Annotated in this window: 26 protein-coding genes; 16 read left to right on the plus strand and 10 right to left on the minus strand. The window is 74.9% G+C overall.

Translation table 11 applies throughout. The features are described from left to right. The 5 genes from G339_RS35840 to G339_RS35850 all read left to right on the plus strand — a co-directional run. The coding region (locus tag G339_RS35840) for a biotin/lipoyl-containing protein (protein ID WP_033324814.1) at window positions 1–530 on the plus strand (530 nt) is incomplete at its 5' end. A gap of 133 nt (window positions 531–663) precedes the next feature. After that, window positions 664–1,479 (plus strand): aspartate dehydrogenase domain-containing protein, encoded by an 816-nt coding sequence (locus tag G339_RS35845; protein ID WP_019634788.1) that lies wholly within the window; start codon window positions 664–666, stop codon window positions 1,477–1,479. Beyond that, window positions 1,476–2,267, plus strand: coding sequence for an alpha/beta fold hydrolase (locus G339_RS0130130; RefSeq protein WP_019634789.1), 792 nt, complete (start codon window positions 1,476–1,478; stop codon window positions 2,265–2,267). Before G339_RS35845 ends, G339_RS0130130 begins: the two co-directional genes overlap by 4 nt. A gap of 2 nt (window positions 2,268–2,269) precedes the next feature. Further along, window positions 2,270–2,782 (plus strand): cupin domain-containing protein, encoded by a 513-nt coding sequence (locus tag G339_RS0130135; protein ID WP_026341913.1) that lies wholly within the window; start codon window positions 2,270–2,272, stop codon window positions 2,780–2,782. A gap of 103 nt (window positions 2,783–2,885) precedes the next feature. Beyond that, window positions 2,886–3,563, plus strand: a complete 678-nt coding sequence (locus tag G339_RS35850) for an acetoacetate decarboxylase family protein (protein WP_019634791.1) — start codon at window positions 2,886–2,888, stop codon at window positions 3,561–3,563. A 289-nt stretch (window positions 3,564–3,852) separates the two neighbouring features. Here the strand turns inward: G339_RS35850 and G339_RS0130145 are convergent, their stop codons facing one another. Continuing rightward, window positions 3,853–4,212 carry a DUF3140 domain-containing protein gene (locus tag G339_RS0130145; RefSeq protein ID WP_205625668.1) on the minus strand — a complete coding sequence of 120 codons (360 nt, stop codon included), beginning with the start codon at window positions 4,210–4,212 and terminating at the stop codon, window positions 3,853–3,855. A 139-nt stretch (window positions 4,213–4,351) separates the two neighbouring features. On the opposite strand from G339_RS0130145, the gene G339_RS0130150 reads away from it, so the two are divergent. Both G339_RS0130150 and G339_RS0130155 read left to right on the plus strand, forming a co-directional pair. After that, a complete protein-coding gene (locus tag G339_RS0130150) occupies window positions 4,352–7,258 on the plus strand; it encodes an FAD-binding and (Fe-S)-binding domain-containing protein (protein WP_019634793.1) in 2,907 nt (968 codons plus the stop codon). Further along, window positions 7,255–8,340 (plus strand): enolase C-terminal domain-like protein, encoded by a 1,086-nt coding sequence (locus G339_RS0130155; protein ID WP_019634794.1) that lies wholly within the window; start codon window positions 7,255–7,257, stop codon window positions 8,338–8,340. The genes G339_RS0130150 and G339_RS0130155 overlap by 4 nt, the downstream gene beginning before the upstream one ends. A gap of 22 nt (window positions 8,341–8,362) precedes the next feature. Here G339_RS0130155 and G339_RS0130160 read toward each other — a convergent pair whose 3' ends face one another. Next, the gene (locus G339_RS0130160) at window positions 8,363–10,129 is read right to left on the minus strand and encodes a thiamine pyrophosphate-binding protein (RefSeq protein ID WP_019634795.1); all 1,767 of its coding nucleotides are present in this window, start codon (window positions 10,127–10,129) and stop codon (window positions 8,363–8,365) included. 106 nt (window positions 10,130–10,235) lie between these two features. Here G339_RS0130160 and G339_RS0130165 point away from each other — a divergent pair, with 106 nt between their 5' ends. The 3 genes from G339_RS0130165 (at window position 10,236) to G339_RS0130175 (ending at window position 14,278) form a co-directional block, all read left to right on the plus strand. Continuing rightward, window positions 10,236–11,258, plus strand: a complete 1,023-nt coding sequence (locus G339_RS0130165; protein ID WP_019634796.1) for an SDR family oxidoreductase — start codon at window positions 10,236–10,238, stop codon at window positions 11,256–11,258. Then, on the plus strand, window positions 11,255–12,979 hold the full coding sequence (locus G339_RS0130170) for a glycoside hydrolase family 15 protein (RefSeq protein WP_019634797.1): 1,725 nt from the start codon (window positions 11,255–11,257) through the stop codon (window positions 12,977–12,979). Before G339_RS0130165 ends, G339_RS0130170 begins: the two co-directional genes overlap by 4 nt. Before the next feature lie 81 nt (window positions 12,980–13,060). Then, window positions 13,061–14,278, plus strand: coding sequence for a zinc-dependent alcohol dehydrogenase (locus G339_RS0130175; RefSeq protein WP_019634798.1), 1,218 nt, complete (start codon window positions 13,061–13,063; stop codon window positions 14,276–14,278). 150 nt (window positions 14,279–14,428) lie between these two features. Here G339_RS0130175 and G339_RS0130180 read toward each other — a convergent pair whose 3' ends face one another. The 5 genes from G339_RS0130180 to G339_RS0130200 all read right to left on the minus strand — a co-directional run bounded on the left by G339_RS0130180 (window position 14,429) and on the right by G339_RS0130200 (window position 19,291). After that, window positions 14,429–15,229 (minus strand): lipase family protein, encoded by an 801-nt coding sequence (locus G339_RS0130180; RefSeq protein WP_019634799.1) that lies wholly within the window; start codon window positions 15,227–15,229, stop codon window positions 14,429–14,431. Between the two features lie 150 nt (window positions 15,230–15,379). Then, window positions 15,380–16,558 carry an alcohol dehydrogenase catalytic domain-containing protein gene (locus tag G339_RS0130185; protein WP_019634800.1) on the minus strand — a complete coding sequence of 393 codons (1,179 nt, stop codon included), beginning with the start codon at window positions 16,556–16,558 and terminating at the stop codon, window positions 15,380–15,382. Next, window positions 16,555–17,427: an ABC transporter permease gene (locus G339_RS35855; RefSeq protein WP_019634801.1), complete on the minus strand. Its 873-nt coding sequence runs from the start codon at window positions 17,425–17,427 to the stop codon at window positions 16,555–16,557. The genes G339_RS0130185 and G339_RS35855 overlap by 4 nt, the downstream gene beginning before the upstream one ends. After that, the gene (locus tag G339_RS0130195; RefSeq protein ID WP_019634802.1) at window positions 17,424–18,218 is read right to left on the minus strand and encodes an ABC transporter ATP-binding protein; all 795 of its coding nucleotides are present in this window, start codon (window positions 18,216–18,218) and stop codon (window positions 17,424–17,426) included. The genes G339_RS35855 and G339_RS0130195 overlap by 4 nt, the downstream gene beginning before the upstream one ends. 2 nt (window positions 18,219–18,220) lie before the next feature. Continuing rightward, the gene (locus G339_RS0130200; RefSeq protein WP_084693501.1) at window positions 18,221–19,291 is read right to left on the minus strand and encodes an ABC transporter substrate-binding protein; all 1,071 of its coding nucleotides are present in this window, start codon (window positions 19,289–19,291) and stop codon (window positions 18,221–18,223) included. A gap of 206 nt (window positions 19,292–19,497) precedes the next feature. Between G339_RS0130200 and G339_RS0130205 the strand changes: the two genes are divergently transcribed. Next, on the plus strand, window positions 19,498–20,046 hold the full coding sequence (locus G339_RS0130205) for a MarR family winged helix-turn-helix transcriptional regulator (RefSeq protein ID WP_019634804.1): 549 nt from the start codon (window positions 19,498–19,500) through the stop codon (window positions 20,044–20,046). Here the strand turns inward: G339_RS0130205 and G339_RS0130210 are convergent. Beyond that, a complete protein-coding gene (locus tag G339_RS0130210; RefSeq protein WP_026341915.1) occupies window positions 20,043–20,474 on the minus strand; it encodes a DUF3515 domain-containing protein in 432 nt (143 codons plus the stop codon). The genes G339_RS0130205 and G339_RS0130210 overlap by 4 nt on opposite strands. A gap of 25 nt (window positions 20,475–20,499) precedes the next feature. Next, complete coding sequence (locus G339_RS0130215) at window positions 20,500–20,733, minus strand: Lrp/AsnC family transcriptional regulator (protein WP_019634806.1); 234 nt, start codon at window positions 20,731–20,733, stop codon at window positions 20,500–20,502. A gap of 118 nt (window positions 20,734–20,851) precedes the next feature. Between G339_RS0130215 and G339_RS0130220 the strand changes: the two genes are divergently transcribed. The 4 genes from G339_RS0130220 to G339_RS0130235 all read left to right on the plus strand — a co-directional run bounded on the left by G339_RS0130220 (window position 20,852) and on the right by G339_RS0130235 (window position 23,720). Further along, window positions 20,852–21,778, plus strand: a complete 927-nt coding sequence (locus tag G339_RS0130220; protein ID WP_019634807.1) for a thiamine-phosphate kinase — start codon at window positions 20,852–20,854, stop codon at window positions 21,776–21,778. A gap of 122 nt (window positions 21,779–21,900) precedes the next feature. Beyond that, the gene (locus G339_RS0130225) at window positions 21,901–22,506 is read left to right on the plus strand and encodes a cellulose binding domain-containing protein (RefSeq protein WP_019634808.1); all 606 of its coding nucleotides are present in this window, start codon (window positions 21,901–21,903) and stop codon (window positions 22,504–22,506) included. A gap of 38 nt (window positions 22,507–22,544) precedes the next feature. After that, window positions 22,545–23,357: a bifunctional hydroxymethylpyrimidine kinase/phosphomethylpyrimidine kinase gene (gene thiD, locus G339_RS0130230; protein ID WP_019634809.1), complete on the plus strand. Its 813-nt coding sequence runs from the start codon at window positions 22,545–22,547 to the stop codon at window positions 23,355–23,357. Window positions 23,358–23,468: 111 nt separating this feature from the next. Continuing rightward, window positions 23,469–23,720 carry a hypothetical protein gene (locus G339_RS0130235; RefSeq protein WP_019634810.1) on the plus strand — a complete coding sequence of 84 codons (252 nt, stop codon included), beginning with the start codon at window positions 23,469–23,471 and terminating at the stop codon, window positions 23,718–23,720. Between the two features lie 59 nt (window positions 23,721–23,779). Here the strand turns inward: G339_RS0130235 and rpmB are convergent, their stop codons facing one another. After that, window positions 23,780–23,974 (minus strand): 50S ribosomal protein L28, encoded by a 195-nt coding sequence (rpmB, locus tag G339_RS0130240; RefSeq protein WP_026341916.1) that lies wholly within the window; start codon window positions 23,972–23,974, stop codon window positions 23,780–23,782. A gap of 242 nt (window positions 23,975–24,216) precedes the next feature. On the opposite strand from rpmB, the gene G339_RS0130245 reads away from it, so the two are divergent. Next, window positions 24,217–25,827: a DAK2 domain-containing protein gene (locus tag G339_RS0130245; protein ID WP_019634812.1), complete on the plus strand. Its 1,611-nt coding sequence runs from the start codon at window positions 24,217–24,219 to the stop codon at window positions 25,825–25,827.

The following is a 25,827-nucleotide window of genomic DNA, read 5'->3' on the forward strand; positions in this document are numbered from 1 at the left end:
TCCACCGCGCCGTCCTGAACGACCCCGCGTTCGTCCCGGCCGACGACTCTCCCTTCACCGTCCACACCCGGTGGATCGAAACCGAGTACGACAACCGGATTCCGCCCTACGAGGGGATCGCCGGGCCGGCCGCGGAGCCGCCCGCGACCGAGCGGATCACCGTCCAGGTCGGCGGGCGGCGCGTCGAGGTCGTCCTGCCGACCGCGCTGACGGCCGTCGCCTCCGGAGCGCCGCAGGTGGGGGAGGCGGTGCTCGCGGGCGCCGTCGCGGCGCGGGGGCGGCGGCGCGGCGGGCCCGGCGCGGCGCGGCCGTCCGGGGACGCGCTGGTCAGCCCGATGCAGGGGACGATCGTCAAGCTCGTCGTGGCGGACGGCGCGACCGTCGCGGCGGGCGACACCATCGTCGTCCTCGAAGCGATGAAGATGGAGCAGCCGCTCACCGCCCACAAGGCCGGGACGGTCACCGGCCTGAGCGCGGGCGTCGGCGACACCGTCGCGGGCGGCGCGACCGTCTGCGAGATCCGGGACTGACCCCGCGGCGCCCCCGGCCGGACCGGCCGGGGGCGTTTTCGCTTGCCCAGATACCTTGGTTCGGGAAATCTCAGGTCGAAGGCAGTTGATACCTTGGGTTAGGATATCTTGGAGCCAAGCTAAAGGGGGCGGTGTGGAGGACGACCGCACGGCGCCGCTGCGCGTCGGCGTCATCGGGCACGGGGCGATCGGCGCGCGCGTCGCCGGGGCGCTGGCCGCCGGGGAGGTCCCCGGCGCGGTGCTCGCCGGGGTGCTGGTGCGCGGCTGCCGGCCCGTCCCGGCGCGCGTGCGCGACCTGGCCGCGCTGACCGCCGCCGCCGACCTCGTCGTCGAGGCCGCCGGGCAGGACGCGCTGCGCGAGCACGGCCCGGCCGTCCTCGCCGCGGGCCGCGACCTGCTCGCCGTCTCGGTCGGCGCGCTCGCCGACGACGACCTCGCCAAGGCCCTCGACCACGCGGGCCCCGGGACGCTCCTGCTCAGCCAGGGCGCGCTCGGCGGCCTCGACGTCGTCCGCGCCGCCGCCCGCTCGGGCCCGCTGGCGAACGTGACGCTGACCTCGACGAAGCGGTCCGCGTCCCTCGTCCAGCCGTGGATGGACGCCGGTCTCGCGGGACGGCTCACGGACGCGACGCCGGGGGACGCCCCGGTCACCGTGTTCGACGGGCCCGCCCGCGAGGCCGCCGTCCGCTTCCCGCGCAACGCCAACGTCGCCGCGACGCTCGCGCTCGCGGCGGGCGACTGGGACCGCGTCCGCGTCCGCCTCGTCGCGGACCCCGGCACGCCGCTGACCCGGCACGTCGTGGAGTTCGCCGCGCCCGCCGGGGCCTATCGGTTCGACCTCGGCAACCTGCCCGATCCGGACAACCCCGCGACGAGCGGGCTCGTCGGGCACGCGGTGCTGCGGGCCGTCGCGGACCGCGTCCCCGCGTCCGGCTGGAGGTTCGTGTGAACGTCCTGCCCTCCGGAATCGCCGTCGCGGACACCGGCGGCGACCTGCCGCCCGTCCTGTGCCTGCACGGCATCGGGTCCAGCTCGGCCGCGTTCGCGGGACTCGCGCGCGAACTGTCCGACCGGCTGCGGATCATCGCCTGGGACGCGCCCGGCTACGCCGCGTCCGCCGACCCGCCCGCCGCGCCCGGCATGGACGGGTACGCCGACGCGGCCGCCGGAGTCCTGGACGCGCTGGGACTGGAACGTTCCCTGGTGCTCGGCGTGTCGTTCGGCGGCGTCATCGCGACCCGGCTCGCGCTGCGGCACCCCGACCGGGTGACCGCGCTCGTCCTCGCGGACTCGACGCGCGGCTCCGGGGCCTCGCCGGACGGCGGCGCGGCGATGCGCGCGCGGGGCGCGGAACTCGCCGCGTCCGACCCCGCCGACTTCGCGCGGCGGCGCGCGCCCCGGCTCCTGTCGGCCGCCGCGCCGCCCGAGGCCGTCGAGGCCGTCGCCGACGCCATGCGCGCCGCGATCCGGCTGCCCGGCTACGGCCACGCCGCGCGCGCGATGGCCGACACCGACCACGGGCCGCGCCTCGGCGAGGTCGCCGTGCCCACCCTCGTCGTCGTCGGCTCCGCCGACGTCGTCTGCCCGCCCGCCGAGAGCCGCCGCCTCGCCGCCGGAATCCCCGGCGCGCGGTACGCCGAGATCCCCGGCGCCGGACACCTGGCCAACCAGGAGCGGCCCGCCGCGTTCGCGGCGGCCGTCGCGGATTTCCTCACCTCCCACCACAGCAAGGAGTGACCGTGTCGAACGTTGACTTCTCCGACCTCGACGCCCTGATCGACTCGTGCATCGCGAGCCGCGAGAGCCGCCGGGAGGACTGGGACACCCTGGCCTTCCAGGCCAAGGCGGGCGAGCAGTTCCGGCGCGCGCAGATCCGCTACGTCGGGTCCGGCGCGACCGGGAACCACGAGGGCGACTCGCGGATTCTGCCGTCCGGCGGGTTCACCTTCTCCAACATGCGGCTGCCCGTGGGCGGCGAGGGGCCCGAGCACACCCACCACGACGTCGAAGAGGCGTTCTTCGTGCTGGAGGGCCAGCTCGAGGTCACCGTCCACGACGTGGAGGACGGCACCAAGACCGCCAGCCGCGTCCTCGGCTACCGCGACCTGATCCGGGTTCCGGCGGGGGTGCCGCGCAGCCTGAAGAACGTCGGGGACACCGACGCGCTGTTCTGCGTGATCATCGGCACGCAGAAGCCGCAGCTCCCGACGTACCCGGAGACGTCTCCGATGCACGGGGTCACGCGCGACTGAGGCCGGGCCGGGGGAGCGCCCGGCCGGGCGCTCCCCTTGTTGCCTAGCGCTTGCTTGGTTGCGGCGTTAGCCTCTGGGTCAGCCCCGCTGAACCGGAGGAGCGATGACGTACGACGTCCTCGGCACGGCCGTCACCCTGCCCGTGCGGGTCCGCGACGCGTCGGCGGCCACGGTGTTCTACGACGTGGCCGCCGACGCCGCGCGCCGCCTGGCCCCGCCCGGCTTCGCGGTGACCGAGACAGCGCCGGGCCGCACCCAGTTCGTCCTGGCGCTGATCGACTACCGCGACAACGACCTGGGCGACTACCGCGAGATCGGGACGATCCTGTTCGTCCGCCCGGAGAACGGCGGGCCGGACGGCACCTTCATCACCCACCTGCCGGTGGATCGGGAGTTCACCTGCGTCGCGGGGAACCGGATCTGGGGTTATCCCAAGACCGTCGAGCGCATCGACGTCGAGCAGACCCCGACCACGTCGCGCTGGACGCTGACGATGGACGGCGTCCGCGCCCTCGACATCGCCGTCCCGCGCGGCGGCGACGGCGAACTGCCCCCGACGCCGATGGCGTCCTACACGCTCCGCGACGGCCGCCCGCACGCGACGTCCTTCACCCAGGGCGGGACGGGCGTCGGTTTCGGCGACGGGTCGGGCGTGGCGCTGTCCCTCGGCGACCATCCGCTGGCCGCCGAACTCGCGTCGCTCGGCCTCCCGAAGCGCCCGGCGTCGACCATGTGGATCGAGAACATGCGGGGCTCCTTCGAAGAACCCCGCCCCCTCTGACCGAACGCGCCCCGCCCACCCGATACGGCCGCCCGGCCGCTCGCCTGGCGGCTCGCGGCCGTGCGGGTGTTGCGCTCGGACTCCACGCGAGCGCACCAGCGCGACAACGCGGGCGCGCGGCGGACGTTCAACGCGCGCCGGGCTTTGTGGGCGCGCGGCAGCATGGGCGCGCCAGTCGCTGGGGCGTGTGCGCGGCGCTGCGGGAAGGCATTGGGCGGAAACGCCGCTGCGCTGCCATGCGCGCGGTGGCGGCGCGTGGCAGAGCAGCGGCGGCTTGGACGGGAGGGAGTCACTCGTCGTTGTGGGGTTCCGGTTTCAGGGGGTCGTGGCCCAGGTCCATCAGGGAGTGGCGCCAGTGCTCGTTGGCCGCGCCGCGGCCGGGCGGGTTGGCGCGCAGGTCCTGGACGCGGGCGACGACGTCGCGCATGACCTCGGCGTCCTCGTCGGTGAGGTCCATCTTGCGCTTGCGCAGGATCAGGGCGACGTGGCGGCCGAGGTCGGGGACGCCGGAGTCGGGCTCGGCGGGGAGCGCGTCGGTGCCCGAGGCTTCGGTGAGCAGCCACTCCCGCAGCTCCTCCGACGTCATGTTGACCTCGGCGTGGAACACGTCCCACAGCTCCTCGACGTCCGGGGCGATCCGGTCCTTCACGATGGCCTCCTTGTCCGGCTTCTCCACCTGTTCCCGGTCTGCGCCCGCGCAGTGCCGGGCGCGGGCCAAAGACTCTTGGCGGCGCCTTTCCCCAACGGATGCCCGGTTCACTCGAAGATGTCGGGGTAAGCGCGCCGATATGGAGACGCTGGAGCGCGCGCTGCGGGCGAGGGTGGACGGGGAGGTGCGGTTCGACGCGGGATCGCGGGCGATGTACGCCCACGACGCGTCGAACTACCGGTGGCCGCCGGTGGGGGTGGTGGTCCCGAGGACGGTCGACGCCGGTGCGGAGGCGGTGGCGGTGTGCCGGGAGCAGGGCGTCCCGGTGCTTTCGCGCGGCGGCGGGACGAGCCTGGCCGGGCAGTGCTGCAACACGGCCGTCGTCCTCGACTGGTCGAAGTACTGCACGCGCCTGGTGGAGCTGGACCAGGAGGCGAACACGGCGATCGTCGAGCCCGGCGCGTGCCTGGACGACCTCAACGCCGCGCTGGAGCCGCACGGCCTGACCGTCGGCCCGCGCCCGTCCACGCACGCGACCTGCACGATCGGCGGAATGATCGGCAACGACTCGTGCGGCGCGACCGCGCAGGCGTACGGCCGCATGACCGCCTCGGTGCTGCGCCTGGAGATCCTGACCTACGACGGCGTCCGGACGTGGGTCGGCCCGACCGACGACGCCGAGTACGCCCGCGTCCTGGGCGAGGGCGGCCGCCGCGCCGAGATCTACCGCGACCTGCGGGAACTCCGCGACGACGGCATGGCCCTCCTGCGCACGCGCTATCCGAACATCCCGCGGCGCGTCTCCGGCTACAGCCTGGACGAGCTGCTGCCGGAGAAGGGCTTCAACGTCGCGCGCGCCCTCGTCGGCTCCGAGGGGACGCTGGTCACGGTCCTGCGCGCGGAGATCCGCGTCTTCGAGCGCCCCGCCGCGCGCACGCTCGTCGTCCTCGGCTACGACGACATCGCGACCGCCGCCGACGCCGTCCCGGCCGTCGCCGAGCACGAGCCGCTGGCGCTGGAGGGCCTGGACAACGAGCTGGTGGAGCTGGCCCGCGCGGACCACCTGATGAGCACGGACGTCCGCCACCAGCTCCCCAAGGGTTCGGGCTGGCTGATGGTCCGCTTCGGCGGGAAGTCGCAGGACGAGGCCGACCGCCGCGCCGACGACCTGCTCAAGGCGCTCGCGCTGTCGGACCACTCGCCGCGCGTCCAGTACCAGGACGATCCGGGCAGCGAGGAGAAGCTGTGGAAGGTCCGCGAGGCGGGCCTGGGCGCGACCGCCTATCCGCCCGGCGAGCCGGACACGCACGAGGGCTGGGAGGACGCGGCCGTCCCGCCCGACCGGCTCGGCGACTACCTGCGCGACTTCCGGAAGCTGGTGGACGGGTTCGGTTACGCGCCCGTCTCCCTGTACGGGCATTTCGGGCAGGGCTGCGTCCACACCCGCATCCCCTTCGACCTTTCCGACGACGCCGGGGTCGCGAAGTACCGCGACTTCGTCCGCCGCGCGGCGCAGCTCGTCGTGGACCACGGCGGTTCGCTGTCGGGCGAGCACGGCGACGGCCAGTCCCGGGCCGAACTCCTGCCGCTCATGTTCGGCGACGACATGGTCGACCTGTTCGGCCGCTTCAAGGCCGTCTTCGACCCGGACGACCGCATGAACCCCGGCAAGGTCAGCACGCCCGGGCGGAAGTCGAAACCCGAGGGCATCACCCAGAACCTCGACCGGCGCGGCTACCACCCGGCCGAACCCGCCACCCATTTCGACTACCCGCACGACCACCACCGGTTCGCGCACGCCGCCGAGCGCTGCGTCGGGATCGGGAACTGCCGGACGTCCTCGGGCGGCGTGATGTGCCCGAGCTACCGCGTCACCGGCGAGGAGAAGCACGCGACGCGCGGCCGCGCGCGGCTGCTGAACGAGATGATGCGCGGGGAGGTCATCCGGGACGGCTGGCGCTCCGACGACGTCGCGGACGCCCTGGACCTCTGCCTGGCCTGCAAGGGCTGCAAGCAGGACTGCCCGGTCGGCGTGGACATGGCCACCTACAAGGCCGAGTTCCTGTCGCACCACTACGCGGGGCGCGTCCGGCCCGCCGCGCACTACGCGATGGGCTGGCTGCCGCTGTGGGCGGGCCTGGCCGCCGCGGCGCCGCGCGCCGCGAACACGCTCGCGCACGCGCCGGGCCTGGCGCGGCTGGTGAAGGCGGCGGGCGGCGTGGACCGCCGCCGCGACCTGCCGCACTTCGCCCGGCGGCGGTTCGCGGACTGGTTCCGCGACCGCGAGCCCGCCGGGACGGGCTGGCGCGGCCCGGTCGTCCTGTGGCCGGACACGTTCACCGACAACTTCCACCCCGAGTCGGGGAAAGCCGCCGTCGAAGTGCTGGAGAAGGCCGGGTTCCGGGTGGAATCACCGCCGCAGCCGTCACCGCTGGGGACCGCGACGAGCGGCCTGTGCTGCGGCCTCACCTGGATCTCCACCGGCCAGCTCGACGTCGCCGACCGCGTCCTGCGCCGCACCGCGCGGGCGCTCGCGCCCCGGCTGCGCGCGGGCGAGGAGATCGTCGTCCTCGAACCGAGCTGCGCGGCGGTGTTCCGCTCCGACGCGCCCGACCTGATCAGCGACGGCGAGGAGGCCGAGACGATCCGGCTGCTCCGCGACCGGACGAAGACGCTCGCGGAACTGCTCAACGCCCACGACGTCCCGGTGAGCGGCGGCGAGAAGATCAAGGCCCTCGCCCAGCCGCACTGCCACCACCACGCGATCATGGGCTTCGACGCCGACCGGGAGCTGCTCGCCCGCGCCGGGGTGGACGCGGACGTCCTCGACGTGGGCTGCTGCGGCCTCGCCGGGAACTTCGGCTTCGAGCGCGGCCACTACGACGTGTCGGTCGGCGCGGCCGAACTCGGCCTGTGGCCCGCCGTCCGCGGCGCCGACCCGGGCACCGAGGTCCTGGCGGACGGCTTCTCCTGCCGCACGCAGATCGAGGCGGGCACCGACGCCGCCCCGCGCCACCTCGCCGAACTGCTCCGGGAGCTGATGTGACGCCCGTGACGGCGCTGACGTCCGCCGCGTACACGGTCCCGACCGACGCGCCCGAGGCGGACGGCACGCTCTCCTGGACGGAGACGACGCTCGTCCTCGTCACCGCCGAGGCCGGCGGCGAGACCGGCATCGGCTGGACGTACGGCCCCGCCGCCTGCGCCGCGATCGTGGACGACCTGCTCGCGGCGGAGGTCACCGGCCGCGACGCGCTCGCGACCGCCGCGTCCCACGAGGCGATGTGCCGCGCCCTGCGCAACGCGGGCCGCCCCGGAATCGGCGCGATGGCGCTGTCCGCCGTGGACTGCGCGCTCTGGGACCTGCACGCGCGGCTGCTCGACGTGCCGCTGCACCGGCTGCTCGGCGCGGACCCGGACGCGTCCGTCCGCGTCTACGGCTCCGGCGGCTTCACCACCTACGACGACGCCCGCACGCGCGCCCAGCTCGAAGGCTGGCTGGCCCGCGGCATGACGGCCGTCAAGATCAAGATCGGCGAGGCGCGCGGCACCCGGCAGGACCGAGATCTGGAACGGCTCCGCCTCGCCGCCGACGTGCTCGCGGGCCGCGCCGAGCTGTACGCCGACGCCAACGGCGCCTACGACGCGCCCGCCGCGATCCGCGTCGCCGCCGAGGCGCCGCCGCTCGGCTGGTTCGAGGAACCCGTCTCGTCCGACGACCTGGACGGCCTGCGCCGGGTCCGCGCCGCCGTCGACTGCCCGGTCGCGGCGGGGGAGTACGGCTACGACCTGCCCTACTTCGAGCGGCTGCTGGACGCGATCGACGCCCCGCAGGCCGACGTCACCCGTGTCGGCGGCGTCACCGAGTTCCTGCGCGTCGGCGCGCTCGCCCGCGCCCGCAACCGCGAGCTGTCCGCGCACTGCGCGCCGAACCTGCACGCCGCCGTCCTCGCCGCGCTGCCCAACGCGCGGCACATCGAGTGGTTCCACGACCACGAGCGCGTCGAGGGCCTGCTGTTCGACGGCGCGCTGACCGTCGCGGACGGCGAGGTCCGGCCCCGCGCCGACGCGCCCGGCCACGGCCTGCGGCTGCGCGGCGCCGACGCCGAGCGGTACCGGACGCGCTGACCGCGCCCGGCACCGCGACCGCTCACTTGAACTGCTGGATCTTGTCCTTGGCCAGCGTCGTCGCGATCGACGCGCGGCGCGGCTGGCCCTTGGCGAACGCCTTCGCGAACTTCTTCGCCTGGTCGTACTCGATCTTGCCGGGCATCGGCGGCTCGTCCGGGTCCACCTGGATGTCCACCAGCGCGGGCCCGTCGTGGTTGAACGCCTCCAGGACCGCCTTCTCCACGTCCCGCGGATCGGTGACCTTGAGCCCGCACGCCCCGCACGACCGCGCCCAGCCCGAGAAGTCCGACACCGGGTCGGTCGGGTACCGCACGCCGTACTCGGGGTAGCCGAGGACCATCTGCTCCCACAGGATCTGCCCGAGCGAGCTGTTGTTGTTGATGATCACCTTGATCGGCAGGTTGTTCGTCGCGGCCGTCAGGAAGTCGGCCATCAGCATCGAGAACCCGCCGTCCCCGACGTACGCGATGACCTGGCGGCCCGGGAACGCGTGCTGGATCGCGATGGAGTACGGCAGGCCGGGCGCCATCGTCGCGAGGTTGCCCGACAGGTAGAAGCCGCGGTCGCCGCGGATCGTCCAGTGCCGCGCCGCCCACGTCGCGATCGTGCCGCTGTCGCAGGTGAGGATCGCGTCCTCCTCGGCCAGCTCGTCGATGACGCCCATGACGTACTGGGGCGCGATGGGCTTGCGCTTGCCGTTCTCCAGCGCGTCCATCTGCTTGCGCCACTTGCCCATCGCCTTCTGGTACTTCTCCAGATGCGACCGCTTCTTCTTGCGGTGCAGGAGCGGCAGCAGCGCGGCCAGCCCCTCCTTGGCGTCGCCGATGACGGGCACCTCGGTCGGCATCCGCGCGCCCGCGCGCGACGGATCGGCCTCGATCTGCACGACGCGGACCTTGCCCGGCTCCGGCAGGTGCTGGGTGTACGGGAAGTTCGTCCCGACCATGAACAGCGTGTCGCAGTCCTCGATCAGCTCCTCGCCCGGCTTCGTGCCGAGCAGGCCGATGCCGCCGACCGCGTACGGGGAGTCGTCGGGGATGACCGCCTTGCCGGGGAGCGTCTTGATGACCGGCGCGCCCAGCGCCTCCGCGACCGCCAGGACCTCGTCGCGGGCGTGCAGCGCGCCGACGCCGACGAGCATCGCGACCTTGTTCCCGGCGTTGAGGACGTCCGCCGCCGCCCGCAGGTCCGCCTCGCGCGGCAGGCCGGGCGGCTGGAGGTAGACCGGCGCGGTCGCGGGCGGCCGGGCCGGGGCGACGTGCTGGTACGGGTCCGCGTCCGCGTCCGCGACCTGGATGTCATTGGGCAGGCTGAGGTGCGCGACGCCGCGCCGCGCGATGGCCGTCCGGATCGCGATGTCCACCACGCCGGGGAGCTGGGCCGGGTTGTCCACGACGAGGTTGTACTCGGCGACGTCCTCGTACAGGTGCTCGGTGTGGACCTCCTGCTGGTAGCCGGTGCCGAGCACGGACGTCTCCTGCATCCCGGTGATGGCGAGGACGGGCGTGTGGTCGAGCTTGGCGTCGTAGAGCCCGTTGAGCAGGTGGACCGCTCCCGGCCCGGACGTCGCCAGGCACACGCCGAGCCTTCCGGTCGCCTTGGCGTACCCCGTCGCCATGAACGCGGCGGCCTCCTCGTGCCGGACCAGCACGAACCGGATGCGGTCGCGGTGCCGCCGCAGCCCCTCCATGATCCCGTTGATGCCGTCTCCGGGGAGCCCGAAGATCGTGTCGACGTTCCAGTCGATGAGCCGTTCGATCAGCGATTCCGATGCGATTTTCCCCATGTGTCCCCCCGTGCCCGGGAAATCGCCGCTGACACGGGCCGTTAGCCGGGAGGACGTCCGGGTAGGCCGCCCGGACCATGTCCGGACGGCAGGAGAGGCGGAGCAGATGGGACGGCGGAAGGCACCCCGCGTCGTCGTCGTGACCGGTGCCAGCGGCGGCGTCGGACGCGCGACCGCGCGCATGTTCGGCGAACGCGGCGACCGGGTCGCGCTCCTCGCGCGCGGCACGACGGGACTGGACGCGGCCGCGCGCGAGATCCGCGACGCGGGCGGCCGGGCGCTCCCGATCCCCACCGACGTGTCGGACTGGGAGCAGGTCAGCGCCGCCGCCGACCGCGCCGTCCGCGAACTCGGCCCCCTCGACGTGTGGGTGAACGTCGCGTTCACCTCGGTGTTCGCGCCGTTCACCGAGATCGACCCCGACGAGTTCCGCCGCGTCACCGAGGTCACCTACCTCGGCTTCGTGTACGGCACGCGCGCCGCGCTCGACCACATGCTGCCCCGCGACCACGGCACGATCGTCCAGACCGGATCGGCGCTCGCGCGGCGCGGCATCCCGCTCCAGTCGGCGTACTGCGGGGCCAAGCACGCGATCCAGGGCCTGCACGAGTCGCTGCGGACGGAGCTGCTGCACTACGGGACGCGGGTCCGGACCACGATCGTTCACCTGCCCGCCGTGAACACCCCGCAGTTCGACTGGGTGGAGAACCGGCTGCCCGACCACGCGCAGCCCGTCCCGCCGATCTACCAGCCCGAGGTCGCCGCCCGCGCGCTCCTGCGCGCCGCCGACCGTCCGCGCCGCCGCGAGTACTGGGTCGGCGGCAGCACGGTCGGCACGATCCTCGGCAACCGGATCGCGCCCGGCCTGCTCGACCGCTACCTCGCCCGCACCGGCTTCGGCTCGCAGCAGACCGGCCGCCCGCGCGACCCCGACGCGCCCGACAACCTGTGGCGGCCCGCCGACGGGTCCGGCGGACGCGACTTCGGCGCGCACGGCGACTTCGACGACCGCGCGCACCCGCGCAGCCTCCAGCGCTGGGCGTCCGAGCACCGCGGGCTGCTCGCCGCCGGGGCGATGGGCGCGGCCGGGCTCGCCGGCGCGGCGCTGGCGCGCGACCGCCGCCGGTGAACGGGCCCTACGCCCTGCGCGAGTACACCGTGCTCGCGGACGGGGAGCGCGGCGTCCTCACCGGCCCGGACGGCGACTGCGCGTTCGGGTGCGTCCCGTCGTGGGAGTCGCCCGCCGTCTTCGCCGGCCTGCTCGGCGGCGGGGGCGACTACCGGGTCGCGCCCGCCGACCCCTGGCGCGTCTGGGGCGGCGCCTACGAGGACGGGACGCTGATTTTCCGGCGGCGCTGGGTGACGTCCGGCGGCGTCGTGGAGTGCCGGGAGGCGCTCGCGCGGCCCGCCGCGCCCGACCGGCTGGTGCTGCTGCGGCGCGTCCGGGCCGTGCGGGGGGCGGCGGCCGTCCGCGTCCGGCTCGACCCGCGCGCCGAGTTCGGCGCGCGCCCCCTCACCGGCCTGACGTGCGCGGACGGCGTGTGGACGGGTCGCTGCGGCGATCTGCACCTGCGCTTCACCGGAGCCGCGCACGCGTCCGCGAACGGCGGGCTCGAAGCGGTCGTCGAACTGCGCGAAGGCGCCGAACACGACCTCGTCCTCGAACTCGGCACCGCGCCCGACGCCGCGCCGCCCGACCCCCGCGCGCTGTGGGCGGCGACCGAGGCCGACTGGCGGCGCGCCGTCCCCGACTGCGCCGACACCGCCGCGCCCGCCGACGCGCGCCTCGCCTACGCCGTCCTGACCGGCCTCACCGCCGCGTCCGGCGGCATGGCCGCCGCCGCGACCACCTCGCTGCCCGAACGCACCGGCGCGGGCCGCGACTACGACTACCGGTACGCGTGGATCCGCGACCAGTGCTACGCGGGCGAGGCCGTCGCCGCGCACGGCGCGCGCCCCGACCTGCTCGACGCCGCCGTCGCGTTCGTCGCCGAACGCGTCCTCGCGGACGGCGACCGCCTCGCGCCCGCCTACACCGTCCACGGCGACCCGGTCCCCGCCGAACGCCGCCTGGACCTGCCCGGCTACCCCGGCTCCGACGTCGTCGTCGGCAACCACGCCGCCGGGCAGTTCCAGCTCGACGCGCTCGGGGAGGCGCTGCACCTGTTCGCCACGGCCGCGGCCGCCGGGCGGCTCACCGACGACGCCGCCCGCGCCGCGCGCGTCGCCGTCGCGGCCGTCGCGCGCCGCTGGGAGGAGCCCGACGCGGGCATCTGGGAGACCCGGCCCGCGCTGTGGACGCACTCCCGGCTCGTCTGCGTCGGCGGCCTGCGCGCGGCCGCCGCCGCGTTCGCCGCGCCCGACGAGCGCGGCACCTGGGACGGGCTCGCCGCCGCGATCCTGGACCGGACGCGCCGCACCGGCGCCCGCCCCGGCGGCGGCTGGCGGCGCGCGCCCGGCGACGACCGCGCCGACGCGGCCCTGCTCGTCCCGCTCGTCCGCGACGCCGTCCCGCCCGACGACCCGCGCACCGCCGCGACCGTCCGCGCCGTCCGCGACGGCCTCACCGACGAGGGCTTCGTGTACCGGTACCGCGTCGGGGACCGGCCCCTCGGCGACGCCGAGGGCGCGTTCATGCTCTGCGGATTCCTGCTCGCCCTCGCCGAGCACCGCGCGGGCGACACCGCCGCCGCCCGCGCCCGGTTCGAGCGCGTCCGCTCCGGCTGCGGCACGACCGGCCTGTTCACCGAGGAGTACGACGTCGCGCAGCGGCAGCTCCGCGCGAACCTTCCGCAGGGCTTCGTCCACGCGTTCCTGCTCCAGGCCGCCGCGCGCCTCGGCCCCGGCTGATCCCGCCCGGGCATGTGTCAGCCCCCGCGCCACTGGCAAGGGGCGGGCGAATCCGAACAGCCACTACGGGAGGACGACGAGATGAAGGCCGTGATCTGGCAGGGCGTCGGCGACATCCGGTTGGAGGACGTCCCCGAGCCCAAGTTGCAGGAACCCGCGGACGCCACCGTCCGGATCACCGGCAGCGCGATCTGCGGCACGGATCTGCACTTCGTGCGGGGCACCATGCCGGGGATGCGGCCGGGCACGATCCTCGGGCACGAGGCCGTCGGCGTCGTGGAGGAACTGGGCCCGGACGTGCGCAATCTCGCGGTCGGGGACCGCGTCGTGATCCCGTCCACGCTCGGCTGCGGCCGGTGCGTGTACTGCCGCGCCGGGTACTACGCGCAGTGCGACGTCGTGAACCCGCAGGGCCGCGACGCCGGGACGTCCTTTTACGGCGGCCCCGTCTCCACCGGCCCGTTCGACGGGCTGCAGGCCGAGTACGCGCGCGTCCCGTACGCGCACACCAACCTCGTGCCGATCCCGTCCGGCGTCAGCGACGAGCAGGCGCTGATGGTCAGCGACATCTTCCCCACCGCCTGGTTCGGGGCGCGGCTGGCGGACGTGTCGCCCGGCGACGTGGTGCTGGTCCTCGGCGCGGGCCCGGTCGGGCAGCTCGCGGCGCTGTCGGCGCGCATCCAGGGCGCGGGCCGCGTCCTCATCGTGGACGGCGACGCCGACCGGCTGGAGACCGCCAAGCTCCAGAACGCCGAGGCGATCGACTTCAACGCCGAGGACCCGGTCGCGGTCGTGAAGGACCTGACCGGCGGCATCGGCGCGGACCGCGTCATCGAGGCGGTCGGCGTGGACGCGCAGCGGCCGTCCGGCGGACCCGCCGCCGACCGCGAGGGCGGCCCCATCGCCGACCTCTTCGACGACGAGGTCCAGGAGACCGCGCCCGACGCCAACCCCGAGGGCGACCTGTGGGTGCCGGGCGACGGGCCGAGCCAGGCGCTGCGCTGGGCCGTGGACGCCGTCGCCAAGGCCGGGACGATCGGCGTCGTCGGCGTCTACCCGCCGAACTTCGACCGCTTCCCGATCGGCACGGTCATGAACCGCAACCTCACCGTGCAGGCGGGCAACTGCAACCACCGCCGCTACGTCCCGGGCCTGCTGTCCCGCATCGCCACGGGCGCGGCCGACCCGACGTCGATCATCACCCAGCAGGAGCCCCTGCCGAACGCCGTCGACGCCTTCGAGGCCTTCGACCGCCGCGAACCCGGCTGGACGAAGGTCACCCTCGAAGTCGCCGGCTGACCGCCGAGCCGTGGGGCGCGCACCCGCCGCGCCTCACCGCCCGGCGTCGGGCACGCCGTCGTCGGAGACCGTGATCCGCCAGGGGGCGCTGCAGCTATCGAGATCTTGGCAGCGGAACGGGCGGCGGCGCGTGGTGGAACCCCGTCCGGTTCAGGCGCCGAAAGAGGCCAGGTAGCGGTCGATGCCGTGGTCGTCGAGGGCGTCGGTCAGGGACGGGAAGCGCTGGAGGTGGCCTTCGAGTTCGTCGGCCAGCCGGGCCAGGAGCGACGGGGGTTTCGGAAGGAGGCGGCCGTCCGCGTCGATGTACTTCTCCTCGGCCACGTGGCGGTAGAAGGGGTCCGGCGGGAGTCGCGCGACGAGGTCGTTGTTGTTGACGAAGCGGTGCGTGCGGCCGCGCAGGGCCTCGTCGTAGGCGTCCGCGAGGGCCGCGTCGCAGGCGCGGGGCTGGCCGAACGTGCAGACGCCGTCCGCGCTCCGGCACGGGTCGGCGAAGTACAGCCGCGCGGCGGCGAGCACCGCCAGCGCGCCGCCGAGGCTGTGGCCGGTGAACCAGACCGTCCGGCCCGGCGCGGCGACGGCGTCCGCGACCTGCGGCCACACCGCGTCGAGCGCCAGGTGGAAGCCCTGGTGGACGCGACCGCGCCCGGACGCGTGCGGGATCAGCAGCGCCTCGCCGTCCGACAGCCAGTCGCGCAACTGGTCCGGTTCGGTGCCCCGGAACGCGACGACGACCATCCGGTCGCACGCGGCCGAGAAACCCTGCGTGTCCGGCAGCGGGAACTCGTCGCCGTGCCGGACGCAGAACGTGCGGACGTCGTCGAAGCCCCACCGGGCCGCCTGCGCGCGGACCGCGTCCGGTCCCGCGTAGGCCAGTTTCGCCGCCGCCGCCAGGCATCGCGCGTGCGCGGTGCTCAGCTCGCGGACCGCGTGATCGAACACGATCTCGGACATGACGCCCTCCGGGGAGGTGACGTTACGTCCTTCCAAACTACGAAGCGTGAGAGCGGACGAGCCTGCCTGCGAGGACACAACCCGCTCGCCCGCCCGAGGTCGGGACGGGTGCCGCGCGGGGACGGGGCCGTGCCGCGCGGCACCCGAGCACTAGGGCGTGAGGACGAACTTGCGTCCCTCGCCCGCGCCGAACCGCGCGTAGGCGTCGGCCGCCTCGTCCAGCGGAACCGCCGTCGCGGCGACGACCGACGCCGCGTCCAGCCCGCCGCGCAGCACGGCCGTCGCGAGGACGTCCATGTGCCGCCGCGCCGGGGTCGCGCCCGCCGTCAGCGTGATCGCCCGCGACCACAGCCCGCCGAGCCACACGCCGACCGGGGGCCGCGCGCCCGGCGCGCCCGCCGGGTACACGCCCGGCACCGCGACGGCCCCGCCGTGCCGGACGACGCCGATGACCGCGTCCAGCGCCGCCGCGACCGGCGTCCGGCCCGACTCGCGCCCGGCGGCCAGCGCCGCGTCGGACACGCCGACGCAGTCGATGCCCGCGTCCACCAGCGGCGTCCCCGCCAGCTCCGCGATCATGTCGGGCAGGTCGCCCGCCGAGAGGTCGACGGTCGCGAACCCGGCGCGCGCCGCGTGCGCGAGCCGTTCCGCGTTGAAGTCCCCGAGGACGACCAGCGCCGCCCCCAGCAGCCGGCACGCCGCCGCGCACGCCAGGCCGACCGGCCCGGCCCCGGCGATGTAGACCGTCGAGCCCGCGCCGACGCGCGCGCCGAGCGCCGCGTGGTAGCCGGTCGGCAGGACGTCCCCGAGCAGCGCCACGTCCAGCAGCCGCTCCCGCGCGGCGTCCGGATCGGCGAAGACGTACAGGTTGAAGTCCGCGTACGGCACCAGCGACCGCTCGGCCTGCAGACCCGCCCAGCCGCCGAACCCGTCGCCCATCCCGTACGTCGCGCCGGGCCGTGCCGGGTTCGCCGTGAGGCAGTGCCCGGTCAGGCCCGCGCGGCAGTTCGCGCACCGCCCGCAGGCGACGTTGAACGGCACCGCGACGACGTCCCCGACCTTCACCCGCTCGACGTCCCGGCCCGTCTCGACGACGACGCCGGTCAGCTCGTGCCCGAGCACCATGCCCGGCGTCGCGTTCGGGTCGTGCAGCGTGTGCTGGTCGGACCCGCACACGCACGTCGCCAGCGTCTCCACGATGACGCCGTGGCCGCAGCGGCGCGGCAGGACGCCCGGCGCGGGCCGGACGTCCAGCGCCGGGGCCGGGGCCGTGCCGAGTTCGGCCCGTCCCGGCCCGGCGAGGACCACGGCCCGCTGCGTCCCGGTCACAGCGACCCGGACGCTTCGAAGGACCGCCCGCTCCTGCGCCCCGGCACCAGAACCCGCTCCAGCACCTCGACCAGCAGGAACAGCACGAACCCGATGACCGTCAGCCACCCGATCGACGCGAACACCGTCAGGCTGTCCATGTCGCCGCGCGCCGTGATCAGCAGTACGCCGAGGCCCTTGTCCGCGCCGACGAACTCGGCGACGACCGCGCCGACGACGGCGAGCGTGATCCCGACCTTGATGCCCGCGAAGATGCTCGGCAGCGCCCACGGCCAGCGGACCTTCCAGAACGCCTGCCACCGGTTCGCGCCCATCGACCGCACCAGCATCAGGCTCTCCGGCCGCGCGGCCTTGAACCCGACGAGCGAGTCGATCACCACGGGGAAGAAGCAGATCAGCGCCACCATGAGCACCTTGGGGAGCTGCCCGAACCCGAACCAGATGATGAACAGCGGCGCGATGGCCACCTTCGGGACGACCTGCGCGATGATCAGCAGCGGGTAGACGGCCCGCCGCACGACCTCGCTGTAGACCATCGCGACGGCGATCGGCAGCGCGACGACGATCGCCAGCGCGAACCCGGCGAAGATCGCGACGATCGTCGGCACCGACTGGTCGGCGTAGGTGTCGAGGTCGGCGAACATCTTGTGGACGACGTCCCACGGCTTGGGCAGGACGTACTCCTCCAGCCCGCCCCACACGCAGACCGCCTGCCACACCGCGACGATCACGACGACGAGCGCGAGCGGCAGCAGCCAGTCCGCCCACCGCGTCTCCAGGAACCTCCTGCGCCGCCGGGCGGGCGCCGCGTGCGCCGCGCCGGTCGCCGCCTTCTCCTGCTGCACGGTCTCCTGCTGCACGGTGCTCACCGCTCTCCTTCCGACAGGACGCCGAGGGTCTCGAAGACGCCCCGGATCTCGCCGACCAGGTCGCCGAACTCGCGTCCGGCGCGCGCCGACAGGTGCCGGGGCCGCGCCAGCGGGACGCGGAACTCGGCGGCGATGCGCGCGGGCCGGGGCGAGAACACCAGGACGCGGTCGGCGAGGAACACGGCCTCGTCGATGCTGTGGGTGACGAACACGACCGTCTTGCGGCGCTCCATCCAGAGCCGCTGCAGGTCGATCTGGATCTGGTCGCGGGTGAGGGCGTCCAGCGCGCCGAACGGCTCGTCCATGACGAGGATGTCGGGATCGTGCAGCAGGGCGCGGCACAGGGACACGCGCTGCTGCATTCCGCCGGACAGCTCGTCGGGGTAGCGGCCCTCGAAGCCCTTCAGCCCGACGGACGCGAGCAGTTCGCGGGCGCGCGCCTCCGACTCGGCCTTGGGGGCCTTGCGGACCTCGGCCTGCAGCAGCACGTTCTGCAGCGCGGTCCGCCAGGGCAGCAGCTCGGCGTTCTGGAAGACGATGCCCGCGTCGGTGTACGGCGCGAGGATCGGCGTCCCGTCGACCCGGACCTGCCCGGACGTCGGCTGCGTCAGCCCGGCGAGCGCCATGAGCAGGGTGCTCTTGCCGCAGCCGGACGGCCCGACGATCGCCAGGAACTCGCCGCGCTCCAACTGGAACGACATCTCGTTCACGGCCGTGACGACGCTGCCGCCGGTGTCGAACGACTTGGTGAACCGGTCGAACTCGACGAAGGGAGTGGTGGTCGCCGCCATAATCACGCGTTCCCGAGGGTGTCGGTGCAGCCGGTCAGGAACTTGTTGCTGGCCACGTCGGCGGGCTTGAGCTTGCCGCCCGCGACGCCGCCGTACTGCTCCATGACCTTGATCGTGCTGTTCCAGTCCTGCTCGGACGTGCAGCCGAACGGCTGGTCCTTGGTGCGGTCGGTGGTCAGCAGCTTGGCCGACGCCTCCCACTGCTGCTTCACGACCGGCTTGGACAGCGTGCTGGTCTTGACGAACTTGAAGAACGACTCGACGGCCGCGTCCGTGTTGGAGTTCGCGGCCTGCACCGCCTCGGCGGTCGCGGCGAGGAACTTCTTGACGGTCTCCGGGTGCTCCTTGGCGTACTTGTCGGACGTCACGATCCCGGAGCTGAGGACGTCCAGACCCGCGTCCGCGTAGCTGAGCACGCTCAGGTCGCAGTTGCACTTGACCTTCATGTTCGGCTCGGTGACGTTCAGCAGGCCGAAGGTGAACTGGGTCTTGCCCTGGACGAACAGGCTGTCGCGCGTCGGCACGTCGACCTTGTTGAGCTTGACCGAGTCCGGGTCGAGCCCGCTGGCCTTGGCGAACGCGGGGAACACCGTCTCGGCGGCGGACCCGGCGGTGAACCCGGCGGTCTTGCCCGCGAGGTCCTTGGCGGTGCGGATGCCCGAGTCCGACCGGGTGAAGATCGCCAGCGGCGACCGCTGGACCATCCCGGCCACCATCTGGACCGGCACGCCCTTGCCCGCGGCCTGCACGAGCGCGCTCCCGTCGGCGTAGCCGATGTCGTCGGAGCCGTTGGCGACGGTCTGCAGCGTGGTCGTGGAGCCCTTGCCCGCGTTGAGGGTGACGTCGAGACCGTGCTTCTTGTAGATGCCCTGGTCGACGCCCGCGATCAGGGGCAGGACCGAGCCGGTGAAGAAGACGTCCGTCCGGACGTTCACCTTGGTGAGGCCGCCGGCGGACGTGTCGTCGTCGGAACCGCCGCACGCGCTCAGGGCGAGCGCCGCCGTGAGGACGATCGCGACTCCCGGCAGGACCGTCCGGCGGCGCTTGCGGAGCATTGCGAGGGGTGTGTTCATCGTGACCTCGTTGAGAGCTTGTACGGGCGGTGCTGTACGCGGCCGTGCCGCGTCGCAGGTCCCGCCGTCCGGTCCGCGGTCCGCCGCCGGGGCGACGTCCGCATGTTCGCTTAGTTTAAAGTATCTTAATTCCGAATTACTTGTGTCAAGGTATCTCGCTCGCGCTAGTCTTCCGCGCGACGGACCAGCCCCTGGAGAACTGCGCGATGGACGGTGCGATGGACACGGTCGAGAAGGCCCTCGACGACTGGCGGCGCGAGCGCCCCGACCTGGACCCCTCCCCGGTCGGGATCTTCGGCAGGCTGCGCCGGGTGGCCGAGATGTCCCGGCACGAGCTGGAGTCCTACCTCGGCGAGCACGGCCTGACGCCCAAGGCGTTCGACGTCCTCGCCAACCTGCGGCGCGGCGGCCCGCCCTACCGCAAGACGCCCTCGGAACTGGCCGAGTCCTCGCTGCTGTCCAGCGGCGCGATGACCGGGCGCCTCGACAGCCTGGAGCGCGCCGGCCTGATCTGCCGCACCGCCCACCCCAGCGACCGCCGCGTCATGTTCGCCGAGCTGACCGACGCCGGGCTGGAGCTGATCGACACCCTGTTCCCGCTGCACCTGGCCAACGAGGAAGAACTGCTCGACGGCCTCACGCCCGAGCAGCGCACCCAGATCACCGACGCGCTGGTACTGCTGGAACGCGCGATGACGGCCGCCGCCGACCGGCCGCGCACCCGCCGCCGCCGCGTCCCGAGAGCCCGCGGTTAGATCTGGCCTTCGGGCTTGGCGGGGATCGTCTTGGTGATCTCGTCGCCCAGCTCGATGAGGACGTCGCCGGGCGGCGCGTACTTCGGCGGGATCGTCACCTCGACGTACGCCTGGCGGCCCACCGCCGTCCAGGTGACCGGCCGGTCCTCCGGGACGCCGAACCAGTCGACGCCGTTGACGGTCTGGAGCTGCGACGTCGGCCGCAGCCCCGCCGGGAGCGGCACCCCGCAGCGCAGCGCGATGGCGGGCGAGCCCCACGCCGCCGTCAGCGGCGAGTCGGGGGAGACGTCCCGGGCGTGCTGCCCGTGGACGGTCGCCGGAAGCCGCAGCCCCCGGCACAGCCGGGCCGTGGCCGCGTCCGGCGTCGGCGCGGCGACCCGCACCGAGCCCTCCCCGCAGCCGACGAGTACCGCGGCGGCCGCGGCCAGCGCCGCGGCGGCCCGGAACGCGCGCTCAGACGCGGACGATCGGGCAGGTGAGAGTGCGCGTGATGCCCTCGATCCGCTGGATGCGCGCGACGACGAGCCTGCCCAGTTCGTCCACATCACGGGCCTCCGCTCGCACGATCACGTCATAGGGGCCGGTCACGTCCTCCGCCTTCGTGACGCCCGCGACTCCGGAGATCTGGTCGGCGACCTCGGCCGCCTTGCCCACCTCGGTCTGGATGAGGATGTAGGCCCGCACCATCACGTCCTCCCCGGGCGGAGAAAATGCCGTCGAGCGGTCACCGTATCGTGTTGAGCGCCGCTGTCGACCCCCGGGTCGCGGGGGTTCTGTTACCGGTGCGGAGGCGGGGGGCGGGCGGGTGTCGACGGGCGCGGTCGGGTCGCTGGGCGAGTTCGCGCTGATCAGACGGCTGACGCGGCGGCTCCCGCCGGGACCGGCCGTCCCGCTCGGACCGGGCGACGACGCGGCGGTCGTCGCCGCCCCGGACGGCCGGGTCGTCGCCACCACGGACCTGCTGGTCGAGGGCCGCCACTTCCGCCGCGACTGGTCCGGCCCCGCTGACATCGGCCGCAAGGCCGCCGCGCAGAACCTCGCGGACGTCGTCGCGATGGGCGCGGCCCCGACCGCGCTGCTCGTCGGACTGGCGCTGCCGCCCGAGACGCCGGTCGCCTGGGTCGAGGAGCTGTACGACGGGCTCGCCGCCGAGTGCGCGGCCGCGGGCGCGTCCGTCGCGGGCGGCGACGTCGTGCGCGCGCCCGCCGTCACGCTCGCGATCACCGCGCTCGGCGACCTGCGCGGCGCGCCCCCGCTCACCCGCGCCGGGGCCCGGCCGGGCGACCTCGTCGCCGTCCGCGGCGAACTCGGCCGCTCCGCCGCCGGGCTGGAACTGCTGCGGCGCGGCGCGACCGGCCCGGCCGCGCTGCTCGACGCGCACCGGCGGCCCCGGCCGCCCTATGCGGCGGGCGCGGAGGCGCGGGCGGCGGGCGCGACGTCCCTCGTCGACGTCAGCGACGGCCTGGCCGCCGACCTCGGGCACATCGCGGCCGCGTCCGGCGTCCGGGTGGAGCTCGACGCGGCGGCGCTGCCCGTCCCGCCCGACCTCGGCCCGGACGGGCTGCGGCACGTCCTGACCGGCGGCGAGGACCACGGGTTCGCCGCCACGTTCCCGCCCGGCCGCGCGCCCGCGTCGTGGACGGTCGTCGGCCGCGTCGCGGCGGGGGAGCCGGGCGTGCTGGTGGACGGGCGTCCGGTGGCGGCCGGGGGATGGGATCATTTCGCTGAATAGCGCAGATAACGGGACATCGACGGGGGTATACGGCGGACAGCACGGCGGCGCGCGCGATTCCCCAACCGGTAGGCACGGTTGAGGACGCTTTGGTATACATCCTCTGATCGAAGAGGGACGGGATGGGACGACACACCAGACTCCAGGAGCCGGATGACGAACCGGCGTCCGGCGTCGGCGGCCTCCCCGGCCCGGGCACCCCGGTGACCGGCCCGGCCGACCCCGCGCCCGCCCCGGCGAAGCGGCGGCTGCGCGTCCCCGTCCCGCTGCTCCCGATCTTCGCGCTGGTCGTCGCGATCGGCGTCGTCTCCTACGCGTTCAGCACCCAGCAGATCTCCCTCAACTTCGCCGCGCCCGCCCGCGAGCCGCACGCCGAGGGCGTCCGCGACAGCCAGGTCTCACGGCACGGGAAACAGGGCGGGCTGACCGTCGCGTTCCGCCTCGTCGAGCGGCGGACGGCCGGGTTCACCGCCAGCGTCACCGTCGCCAACCGGGGCGCCGAGCCCGTCGCGCGCTGGTCGCTGGCGTTCGTCATCCCGCACGCGCGCGTCCTGTCGGCGACGGGCGCGGAGGTCGTGGAGACCGGGCGGCGCGGCTGGGTCCGCAGCCCGAAGGGCTCGCCCGCGCTGGAGCCGGGGGAGTCGGTGAAGGTCGTCTTCCGCGCGTCGGGGAAGGCCGCCGGCCCCTCGGCGTGCGTGATCAACCGGGTCGCCTGCACCCGGGCCTGAGTCGGGCATTCCGCCCGGACGCCCGTAAGGTGGGTGCCATGCCCCAGACCGCCCCGCCGCTCGTCCTCACCGTCGCGGGCTCGGACTCCGGCGGCGGCGCCGGAATCCAGGCCGACCTGAAGACCATGCTCGCGCTCGGCGTCCACGGCATGAGCGTCGTCGCCGCCGTCACCGCGCAGAACTCCGTGGGCGTGCAGGGCTACTGGGAGCTGCCGCCCGAGGCCGTCCGCGCGCAGCTCGACTCGGTGCTCGGCGACATCGGCGTCCACGCCGTCAAGACCGGGATGCTGGCGTCCGCCGCGCTGGTCGAGACGGTCGCGGAACGCCTCGACGGCGTCGAAGCGCCCGTCGTCGTCGACCCCGTCGGGGTCTCCAAGCACGGGGACGCGCTGCTCCAGCCCGCCGCCGTGGACGCCGTCCGCTCGGTCCTGCTGCCCGTCGCGACGCTCGTCACCCCGAACCTGTGGGAGGTCGAGCAGCTCACCGGCGTCAAGGTCGTGGACGAGTCCGGGCTGCGCGGAGCCGCCGAGGCCGTCCTGGCCCTCGGCCCCCGGGCCGTCCTCGTCAAGGGCGGCCACCTGCCCGGCGAGCCCGCCGACCTGCTGTTCGACGGCGAGCGCGAGCACCGCTTCACCGCGCCCCGCCACGACAACCGCCACACCCACGGCACCGGCTGCACGCTCGCCTCCGCCATCGCGTCCCACCTGGCGCTCGGCGCGGACGTCCCGGACGCCGTCGCCCGCGCCAAGGAGTACGTCACCGGCGCCATCGCGGCGGGCTTCCCGCTCGGCGCGGGCATCGGCCCCGTCGACCACGGCTGGCGGCTGCGCGGCGACCGCTCACCCCGGTGAGCGGTGCCGGGCCGGCCGCGCTCACCGGACGACGGACCCCGCCGGTAACCTCCCGATCCATGCCATGATGCCCCCGGGCCGGACGGACCGGCCGGGAAGGCGGGTGCCGGAGTGGCGGCAGTACTCGGACGCGGCGGCGCCCCCGAACCCGAGCCCGCGGAGCGCCCCGCCTCGACGCGCTCGACGCGGATCGCCGCGATCGTCCTGGCCGTGCTGCTGATCGGCTGCGCCACCGTCTTCGCCCTGCTCGCCCGCGACGCGGGCCTCGGCCGGGGCAGCGGGCCCGCGCCCGCCAAGGTCACCCCGCAGCCCGTCCGCGACGCGCCCGGCGTCCGGCTCGTCTCCGACGTCACCGCCCGCTGAGAACGCGAAAGACCGGCCCGGCGGCACAGCCGCGGGGCCGGTCGAACGTCGGGGGACGCCTAGACGGTCGGCTTGACGACCTTGCCCGCCTTGATGCACGACGTGCAGGCGTTGATGCGCTTGGTCCCGCCGTTCACGACGGCGCGCACGCGCTGGATGTTGGGGTTCCAGCGGCGCGGGGTGCGGCGGTGCGAGTGGGAGACGCGCATGCCGAAACCGGGTCCCTTGCCGCAGACGTCGCAAACGGAAGCCACGGGAAACTCCAAGTGGGTGTCGGTGCTGAAACGGAGCGCCCCGCAGAGCCGGACCCGGGAAGGGGGCGGCCGGAGCGCTCGCTGAACTTCGCCTCACGCGAGGCAAAGGCCAGACTAGCCGACCGCGGGTCCGGGACGCGAATCGGCGCGAGCCGTTCCCAACACCCCGTCCCGCGCGGTACAGAGAAGGACGCCGGGGTACGCGAGCCCATCGCGGGCGCGGCGACGTGAGGGGAGCGGGCGTGGACGACGGGCTCGGCGGTCTCGACCTTCTCGACGGGGCGGCGGTGCGGCGCTGGTGCCGGCTCGCCGCCGACGCCCTCGGCGGCGTCCGGCACGACCTGGACGCCCTCAACGTCTTCCCCGTCCCGGACGGCGACACCGGCACCAACCTGCACTTCACCGCCCTCGGCGCGGCCGACGCCGTCGCGGGCGCGCCGCCCGGCGCGCCCGCCGCCGAGGTCTGGCGGGCGCTCGCGCGCGGCGCGCTGCTCGGCGCGCGGGGCAACTCCGGCGTCATCCTCAGCCAGGTCCTGCGCGGCCTGGCCGACCGCCTGGCCGACGGGCCCGCGGACGGCGCGGGCCTGGTCGCCGCCCTCGCGCACGCCGCCGGGCTCGCCCGCCGCTCCGTCGAGCACCCGGTGGACGGGACGATCCTCAGCGTCCTCGCGGCCGCCGCGACGGCCGCCGCCGCGACCCCGCCGCCCGCCCGGCTGCCCGCCGTCGTCCGCGCCGCCGCCGGGGGCGCGCGCGAGGCGCTGCGCGCCACCCCCGCGCAGCTCGACGTCCTCGCGGCCGCGGGCGTCGTGGACGCGGGCGCGGCCGGGCTCTGCGTCGTCCTGGACGCCCTCGCCGCCGTCGTCACCGACGAGTACCCCGAGCGCTACGAGGTCCCCGGCCGCCTCCCCGCCGCGCCCGCCGCCGAACCGGCGCCGCCCGCGCCGCGCGGCCCCGGCTACGAGGTCATGTACCTGCTCGACGCCGCCGACGCCGCCGTCCCGCGCCTCCGCGAGACCCTCGACGGCCTCGGGGACTCCCTCGTCGTCGTCGGCGGCGACGGCCTGTGGAACGTCCACGTCCACGTGGACGACGCCGGGGCCGCGATCGAGGCGGGCCTGGCGGCGGGCCGCCCGCACCGCATCCGCGTCACCTCGCTGCACGCCCCGCCGCCCGACGAGGACGACCGCCCGCACAGCGGCCGCGCCGTCGTCGCCGTCACCGCCGCCGGGGGACTGGCCGCCCTGTTCGAGAGCTGCGGCGCGCGCGTCGTCCGCCGCGAGCCCGGCGCGGTCCCGCCGCTGGCCGTCCTCGCCGAGGCGATCCTGGCGGCGGGCGACGAGGTCGCCGTCCTGCCCAACGAGCCGGAGGTCCTCGCCCTCGCCGAGGCCGCCGCCGAACGCGCCCGCGACGCCGGGGCGCGCATCGCCGTCGTCCCCACGAAGGCGTCCGTGCAGGGCATCGCGGCCCTCGCCGTCCACGACCCGCTGCGCCGCTTCGGCGAGGACGTCATCGCGATGACCCGCGCGGCGGGCGCGACCCGCTTCGCCCACCTCCAGGTCGCCGCGCAGGAGGCGGTGACCAGCGCGGGCCTGTGCCGGCCCGGCGACGTCCTCGGGCTCATCGACGGCGACGTCGCGCTGATCGAGTCCGGCCAGCTCCCGGCGGCGCGCCGCGTCCTGGACCGGCTGCTGTCGGGCGGCGGCGAGCTGGTCACGCTCATCGGCGGCGCGCACGCCGACGACGCCCTCGTCGCGTCCGTCGAGAAGTACCTGCGCGAGCAGCACCCCGACGTCGAGGTCGGCGTCTACGACGGCGGCCAGGTCCTCTATCCGCTCCTCATCGGCGTGGAATGA

This window comes from Actinomadura atramentaria DSM 43919 (assembly GCF_000381885.1).
In the GTDB taxonomy this organism is placed as follows: domain Bacteria; phylum Actinomycetota; class Actinomycetes; order Streptosporangiales; family Streptosporangiaceae; genus Spirillospora; species Spirillospora atramentaria.

Bases quoted from the DNA above. Each gene is read 5' to 3' on its own strand.
- G339_RS0130195 (WP_019634802.1), bottom strand. From the start codon at position 18,218: ATGGCGGCGACCACCACTCCCTTCGTCGAGTTCGACCGGTTCACCAAG.
- G339_RS35850 (WP_019634791.1), top strand. From the start codon at position 2,886: ATGACGTACGACGTCCTCGGCACGGCCGTCACCCTGCCCGTGCGGGTC.
- G339_RS0130165 (WP_019634796.1), top strand. From the start codon at position 10,236: ATGGGACGGCGGAAGGCACCCCGCGTCGTCGTCGTGACCGGTGCCAGC.
- G339_RS0130150 (WP_019634793.1), top strand. From the start codon at position 4,352: ATGGAGACGCTGGAGCGCGCGCTGCGGGCGAGGGTGGACGGGGAGGTG.
- G339_RS0130205 (WP_019634804.1), top strand. From the start codon at position 19,498: ATGGACGGTGCGATGGACACGGTCGAGAAGGCCCTCGACGACTGGCGG.
- G339_RS0130180 (WP_019634799.1), bottom strand. From the start codon at position 15,229: ATGTCCGAGATCGTGTTCGATCACGCGGTCCGCGAGCTGAGCACCGCG.
- G339_RS0130160 (WP_019634795.1), bottom strand. From the start codon at position 10,129: ATGGGGAAAATCGCATCGGAATCGCTGATCGAACGGCTCATCGACTGG.
- G339_RS0130215 (WP_019634806.1), bottom strand. From the start codon at position 20,733: ATGGTGCGGGCCTACATCCTCATCCAGACCGAGGTGGGCAAGGCGGCC.
- G339_RS0130200 (WP_084693501.1), bottom strand. From the start codon at position 19,291: ATGAACACACCCCTCGCAATGCTCCGCAAGCGCCGCCGGACGGTCCTG.
- G339_RS0130175 (WP_019634798.1), top strand. From the start codon at position 13,061: ATGAAGGCCGTGATCTGGCAGGGCGTCGGCGACATCCGGTTGGAGGAC.
- G339_RS0130225 (WP_019634808.1), top strand. From the start codon at position 21,901: ATGGGACGACACACCAGACTCCAGGAGCCGGATGACGAACCGGCGTCC.
- thiD (WP_019634809.1), top strand. From the start codon at position 22,545: ATGCCCCAGACCGCCCCGCCGCTCGTCCTCACCGTCGCGGGCTCGGAC.